The 6,212-nt window shown below is 71.4% G+C and carries 5 protein-coding genes; 3 read left to right on the top strand and 2 right to left on the bottom strand.

Annotation, left to right across the window (positions count from 1 at the left end):
* Positions 1–80: 80 nt before the first annotated feature.
* The gene (locus ACIP89_RS24260; RefSeq protein WP_402116665.1) at positions 81–818 is read right to left on the bottom strand and encodes an SAM-dependent methyltransferase; all 738 of its coding nucleotides are present in this window, start codon (positions 816–818) and stop codon (positions 81–83) included.
* A gap of 75 nt (positions 819–893) precedes the next feature.
* Positions 894–1,751, bottom strand: a complete 858-nt coding sequence (locus ACIP89_RS24255; protein ID WP_402116663.1) for a class I SAM-dependent methyltransferase — start codon at positions 1,749–1,751, stop codon at positions 894–896.
* A gap of 325 nt (positions 1,752–2,076) precedes the next feature.
* On the opposite strand from ACIP89_RS24255, the gene ACIP89_RS24250 reads away from it, so the two are divergent.
* The 3 genes from ACIP89_RS24250 to ACIP89_RS24240 are packed head-to-tail and all read left to right on the top strand — an operon-like array spanning position 2,077 to position 6,160.
* Positions 2,077–3,561, top strand: coding sequence for an aldehyde dehydrogenase family protein (locus tag ACIP89_RS24250; RefSeq protein WP_402116662.1), 1,485 nt, complete (start codon positions 2,077–2,079; stop codon positions 3,559–3,561).
* 14 nt (positions 3,562–3,575) lie between these two features.
* The gene (locus tag ACIP89_RS24245) at positions 3,576–5,114 is read left to right on the top strand and encodes a GMC family oxidoreductase (RefSeq protein ID WP_402116661.1); all 1,539 of its coding nucleotides are present in this window, start codon (positions 3,576–3,578) and stop codon (positions 5,112–5,114) included.
* On the top strand, positions 5,111–6,160 hold the full coding sequence (locus ACIP89_RS24240) for a glycine betaine/L-proline ABC transporter ATP-binding protein (protein ID WP_402116659.1): 1,050 nt from the start codon (positions 5,111–5,113) through the stop codon (positions 6,158–6,160). The genes ACIP89_RS24245 and ACIP89_RS24240 overlap by 4 nt, the downstream gene beginning before the upstream one ends.
* The last annotated feature ends 52 nt before the right edge of the window (positions 6,161–6,212 follow it).

Here is a 6,212-nt window from a genome sequence, read left to right as displayed (position 1 = left end):
CGTCAGTCGGCGGTGCGGCACAGGACCGTCAGTCGGCGGTGCGGCACAGGACCGTCAGTCGGCGGTGCGGCACAGGACCGTCAGTCGGCGGTGCGGCGCAGGACGAGGCTGACGAAGCCCCAGGTGTCGCGGTAGCCGCGCAGCCATTCGGTGCGCCGGGTGGCGGACAGGGCGAGTGCCTCCGCGGCGTCCGGGTGACCGGGGTGGTCGAGCGCCCAGTCGGCCAGCGTCCCCCAGCAGGCCCATTCGTAGTCGTCGAGCTCCTGACGGGTGCTGACGTGGCCGTGGACGGGCGTCCAGCCGTCGGCCATGACCTGGTCCACGGTCGTCGCCAGGTCGGCGAAGTCCCCGAGCATCTCGACGGCCTCCGGTGATGGTTCACGCTCCCAGAAGCCGTCACCGACCAGCACCCGGCCGCCCGGAGCCAGGTGTCCGCGGGCCGCGGCCAGGGTGGGGAGCAGCCCGCCGAAGGCATGGGCGGACCCGAAGCTCAGCACCGAATCGAACCGGTGCGGCGAGACGAAGTCGGCAGCCGGCACCCGGTGGAGGGCCAGGCGGTCCGCGACCCCGAGCCCGTTGGCGCGCGTACGGGCGTCCGCCAGCGCGCTCGCGGAGATGTCGACGCCCTCGGCCCGCAGTTCCGGCCGGGCGGTCAGTGCGCGCAGGAGCCACTCCCCGGCGCCGCAGCCGAGGTCGAGCACGCGCTCGTCGCCGCGCGTGATGGCGTGGTCCAGCAGCTGACGTACCGAGTCGTCGTCGAGCGGGGACTTGACGGGGTGGCGGGTATGGGCGATTCCGGAGATCTCTTCTCGGTTCACCGGCGCAGCGTGACAGCAGCGGCGACCACCCGCATCTGTTTTTCCGGCCGTACCCGGCGGGGCAACGGGCGGTTTTCAGACGGTGGCGATCAGCAGGTCCTCGCCGCTCGACGGGCGCAGACCGTCGGTCCGGTCCGCGAAGTAGCGTGCGGCCAGCTGGGGTCCCGACACGTGCCGGGCGGTCTCGAAACCGGCGGCGCGGGCCAGGGCGAGCATCTCCCGCGGGGTGTGGAAGCTGATGAAGGGGGTTCCGGACGCGCGCGCCCTCGGCTTGGTCTCCTCCAGCCGGTCGCGGTCCGCGTCATCGACGAGTTCGGCCGGCAGCATGAACGTCATGGCGAGCGTCGAGCCGGGGGCGAGCCCGCCGAGCGTGCGCAGGGTCGCCGCGATGGCCTCCCTGGTGAGGTAGACCGTGACGCCGGCGCAGACGACGAGCGCCGGCCTGCTCGCGTCGAAGCCGGCGTCCGACAGCTGCTGCCACCAGTCGCCGCCCGCCTCGAAGTCGACCGGCACCAGTCGCAGCCGGTCGGGGATCCCGTAGCCGAGTTCGATCAGCCGCCGGCGCTTCCAGGCCTGGGTGGCCGGCTGGTCGATCTCGAAGACCCGGAGCCGGGAAGCTGTCCCGGGCCTGCGCTGGACATAGGTGTCCAGGCCTGCTCCCAGGATGACGTACTGGTCGATGCCCTGGCGGATCTCCTCCGCGACCAGGTCCTCGACGAAACGGGCGCGGCACACCGTGGCGGCCCGGAACCCGCTGGTGGCGTCCGGGTCCATGTCGGGACGGCTCCGCCAGTCGTCCTCCGGCGCCGCAAGCCGCAGGCCGATCTCGTCCTCGAACACATGCGGCTCGGCGTCGGCCTGTACGTGCATCGCCCGCCAGAGCGCGACCCGGACCGCGGTGTTGTCCGGTTCCTCGTACTGCTCGTCCGCCATGGCTGTTCCCACTCCTCACGGTCGGTTCCCGGCCTGGGCCTACGTTACCCAAATAGTCTCATATCAATATTTTTAAGCCATTTCACTCAGCCGGCCTACAGGGCATCACGGCGGCCACCAGCACCGGGCGGACCGGCGATTGCCCCGCCCGGTACGCCAGTGGCCCGCGGAACAGCGCGCGACACCGCCCTGACGTGCGGCTCCCGTAAGGCGGGTCACTTCGCGAGAGCCTCCGCGCATGGCTTCGGACTTCCGGGGAAGAGGGCCAGACCGCCGGGGTTTGCCCGGAGTCAGCCGTACGGCCACCGAAAGGGCAGCACACGACGTGTCGGCACAACACACGATCCAGGTTGCGGGAGAGTGGCGAGCCGCCGCGTCCGGCGCCACGCGCGAGGTTCTCGACCCCGTGGACGCGACAGCGTTCGCCGTCGTCTCCGAGGGGGCCGCCGTGGACGCGGACGCCGCCGTCGCCGCGGCCCGGACCGCTTTCGACGCGGGCCCCTGGCCGCACACGCCCGTCGCGGAGCGCGCCGCACTGCTCAGGCGGGTGGCCGGTCTGCTGGAGCGCGACCGGGAGCGGATCGGCGCGCTGGAGTGCCGCGACGCCGGGAAGACGCTCGAAGAGGGCCGGGTCGACGTGGACTGTGTGCGGGACGCCTTCCGCTACTTCGCCGACCTCGTCATGAACGAGAGCGGCGGGCGGGTCGTCGACGCGGGTTCCGAGGAGATCCACAGCGTCGTGGTGCATGAACCCGTCGGCGTCTGCGGGCTCATCACCCCGTGGAACTATCCTCTGCTCCAGGCCAGTTGGAAGATCGCGCCGGCTCTCGCCGCGGGCAACACCTTCGTGATCAAGCCGAGCGAGATCACTCCGCTGACCACGGTCGCGCTGATCGCGCTGCTCGCGGAGGCCGGACTGCCGGCCGGGGTCGCCAACATCGTCACGGGCCCCGGCGCCACCGTCGGCGCCCGGCTGGCCGAACACCCCGGGGTCGACCTGGTCTCCTTCACGGGCGGGCTCAGCAGCGGGACGAAGGTGATGCGGGCCGCCGCGGAGTCGGTCAAGAAGGTCGCGCTCGAACTCGGCGGCAAGAACCCCAACGTGGTGTTCGCGGACGCCTGCGCCACCGACGAGGGCTTCGACACCGCCGTGGACCAGGCGCTCAACGCCGCCTTCATCCACAGCGGCCAGGTCTGCTCCGCCGGATCGCGGCTGATCGTCGAGGAGTCGGTCCGCGAGCGGTTCGTCACCGAGCTCGCCCGGCGCGCCGAGCTGATCCGGATCGGCCGCGGCACCGACGACGGTGTCGAGTGCGGTCCGCTCGTCTCGGCGCAACAGCTGGCCAGGACGGAGGAGTTCGTCGCCTCCGCGCTCCACGAGGGCGCGGTGCTGCGGGCGGGCGGCGAACGTCCGGAGGGGCCCGGGTACTTCTACCGGCCCACCGTCCTCGACCACTGCGACCGCTCCATGCGCGTGGTGCGCGAGGAGGTCTTCGGACCGGTCCTGACCGTCGAGACGTTCCGTACCGAGGACGAGGCCGTGACTCTCGCCAACGACACGGAGTACGGGCTGGCCGGCGGCGTGTGGACCGCCGATCCGGGGCGCGGCCGCCGGGTAGCGGCCCGGCTGCGCCACGGCACCGTCTGGATCAATGACTTCCACCCCTACCTGCCGCAGGCCGAGTGGGGCGGCTTCGGCAAGTCCGGCATCGGCCGGGAGCTCGGCCCGACGGGTCTCGCCGAGTACCGCGAGTCCAAGCACATCTACCAGAACCTCGCCCCGCGCCCGGTGCGCTGGTTCGCGGGCTGACAGGAGCAGCGGCGATGGAGAACATGACCCACTACGACTATGTCATCGTCGGCGGCGGCACCGCGGGCTCCGTGATCGCTTCCCGGCTCACCGAGGACCCCGGCGTCACCGTCGCCCTCATCGAGGGCGGCCCCAGTGACGTGGGACGGGAGGACGTCCTGACCCTGCGCCGCTGGATGGGCCTCCTGGGCGGCGAGCTGGACTACGACTACCCCACGACCGAGCAGCCCCGTGGTAACTCGAACATCCGGCACAGCAGGGCCAGGGTGCTCGGCGGCTGCTCGTCCCACAACACCCTGATCGCCTTCAAGCCGCTGCCGTCCGACTGGGACGAGTGGGCCGGGGCGGGCGCGGACGGCTGGGACGCCTCGTCGATGGACCCGTACTTCGCACGGCTGCTCAACAACATCGTTCCCGTGGCCGAGGCCGACCGGAACGCCATCGCCCGCGACTTCGTCGACACGGCGCAGACGGCTCTCGGAGTCCCGCGCGTCGAGGGCTTCAACAAGGCGGCCTTCCAGGACGGCGTGGGGTTCTTCGACCTCGCCTACCATCCCGAGAACAACAAGCGCTCCTCCGCCTCCGTCGCGTATCTGCACCCCTTCCTCGACCGGCCGAACCTCCATATCGCCCTGGAGACCTGGGCGTTCCGGCTGGAGCTCGACGGCGACCGGGCGACCGGAGTACGGGTGCGTACCGCCGACGGCACGGAGCGGCTGGTACGCGCCCGGCGCGAAGTGGTGCTGTGCGCGGGCGCGGTGGACACGCCCCGGCTGCTGATGCACTCCGGGATAGGCCACCGCGCGGAGCTGGAGAAGCTCGGCATACCCGTGGTGCACGACCTGCCGGGTGTGGGTGAGAACCTGCTCGACCACCCGGAGTCGGTCATCGTCTGGGAGACCCACGGACCGATTCCGGAGAACTCCGCGATGGACAGCGACGCCGGGCTGTTCGTCCGCCGGGACCCGGAGAGCCCGGGACCGGACCTGATGTTCCACTTCTACCAGATCCCCTTCACGGACAATCCGGAGCGGCTCGGGTACGAGCGTCCGGAGCACGGGGTGTCCATGACGCCGAACATCCCGAAGCCGAGGAGCCGCGGCCGGCTGTATCTGACCAGCCCCGACCCCGAGGTCAAACCCGCCCTGGACTTCCGCTACTTCACCGACCCCGAGGACTACGACGGACGGACGCTCGTCGACGGGATCAGGATCGCCCGCGAGATCGCCGCGCGGCAGCCGCTGGCCGGCTGGCTGAAGCGGGAGGTCTGCCCGGGGCCGGAGGTCACCTCGGACGAGGATCTGAGCGAGTACGCGCGCAGGGTCGCGCACACCGTGTACCACCCGGCCGGAACGTGCCGGATGGGCGCGGCCGACGACGCGCTCGCCGTGGTCGCACCCGATCTGCGGATCCGCGGTCTGGACGCCGTCCGGATCGCCGACGCGTCGGTGTTCCCGACGATGCCGACCGTCAACCCGATGATCGGGGTGCTGATGGTCGGGGAGAAGTGCGCGGAGCTGCTCGGCGCCACTGCTGGGGGGCATGCCCGATGAACACACCGCCGCACGTCTTCTCCGTGCACAACCTCTGGAAGGTCTTCGGGCCGAAGGCCGACCGGGTGCCCGGTGACGCCGCACTGGCCGAGCTCGACGGCACGGAACTGCGCGAGCGGACCGGCTGCACCGCCGCCGTGCGCGACGTCTCCTTCGACGTCCGCACGGGCGAGGTGTTCGTCGTGATGGGCCTGTCCGGATCCGGCAAGTCCACCCTCGTACGCTGCCTCACCCGGCTGGTCGAGCCGACCTCCGGCGCAATCACCATGGACGGCGAGGACGTGCTGTCGATGAACGCGGGACGGCTGCGTGAACTGCGCCGCCACCGCGCCGCCATGGTCTTCCAGCACTTCGGCCTGCTGCCGCACCGCTCGGTCGTCGACAACGTCGCGTACGGGCTGGAGATCCAGGGCATGGGACGGGCCCGGCGTCGCTCACGGGCAGCGGAGTTCATAGCCAAGGTCGGCCTCGACGGACTGGAGGACCGGCGCCCCGGACAGCTCTCCGGCGGTCAGCAGCAGCGCGTCGGGCTGGCGCGGGCCCTCGCCGTCGACCCCGAAGTGCTGCTGTTCGACGAGCCGTTCAGCGCCCTCGACCCGCTCATCCGGCGGGACATGCAGGAGGAGGTCGTGCGCCTGCACCGCGAGGAGGGCCGCACGATGGTCTTCATCACCCATGACCTGAACGAGGCGCTGAAGCTCGGTAACCGGATCGCGCTGATGCGGGACGGCCGGATCGTCCAGCTGGGCACTCCGGAGGAGATCGTGGGATCTCCGGCCGACGACTACGTGCGGGACTTCGTACGCGATGTTCCGCGCGAACAGGTCCTGACCGTGCGGTCGGCGATGCGTCCGGCCGACGGCACGGAGAGTGCCTCGGGGCCCGCACTGGCACCGGGAACCACCGTCTCCGAGGCGATCGAGGCGGTCGTCCGTACCGGTGAGACCGCGCGGGTGGTCGACAAGGGGCGCTGCCTGGGCGTGGTCGACCACGCGTGCCTGCTCGGCGTCGTGGCCGGGATTCCGGCCGTGAGGGGGGCCGCGTGATGCGGATGCCCCTCACGGAGGCCCCCGCGGGCCGCATCGCACCGTGCCCGCG

Origin of the sequence: Streptomyces sp. NPDC088730 (genome assembly GCF_044751215.1) — a bacterium.
GTDB lineage: Bacteria > Actinomycetota > Actinomycetes > Streptomycetales > Streptomycetaceae > Streptomyces.
The sequence above is the reverse complement of the archived record's forward strand: the minus strand, read 5'-3'. Positions and strand labels throughout refer to the sequence as shown.

Bases quoted from the DNA above. Each gene is read 5' to 3' on its own strand.
- ACIP89_RS24255 (WP_402116663.1), bottom strand. From the start codon at position 1,751: ATGGCGGACGAGCAGTACGAGGAACCGGACAACACCGCGGTCCGGGTC.
- ACIP89_RS24245 (WP_402116661.1), top strand. From the start codon at position 3,576: ATGGAGAACATGACCCACTACGACTATGTCATCGTCGGCGGCGGCACC.
- ACIP89_RS24240 (WP_402116659.1), top strand. From the start codon at position 5,111: ATGAACACACCGCCGCACGTCTTCTCCGTGCACAACCTCTGGAAGGTC.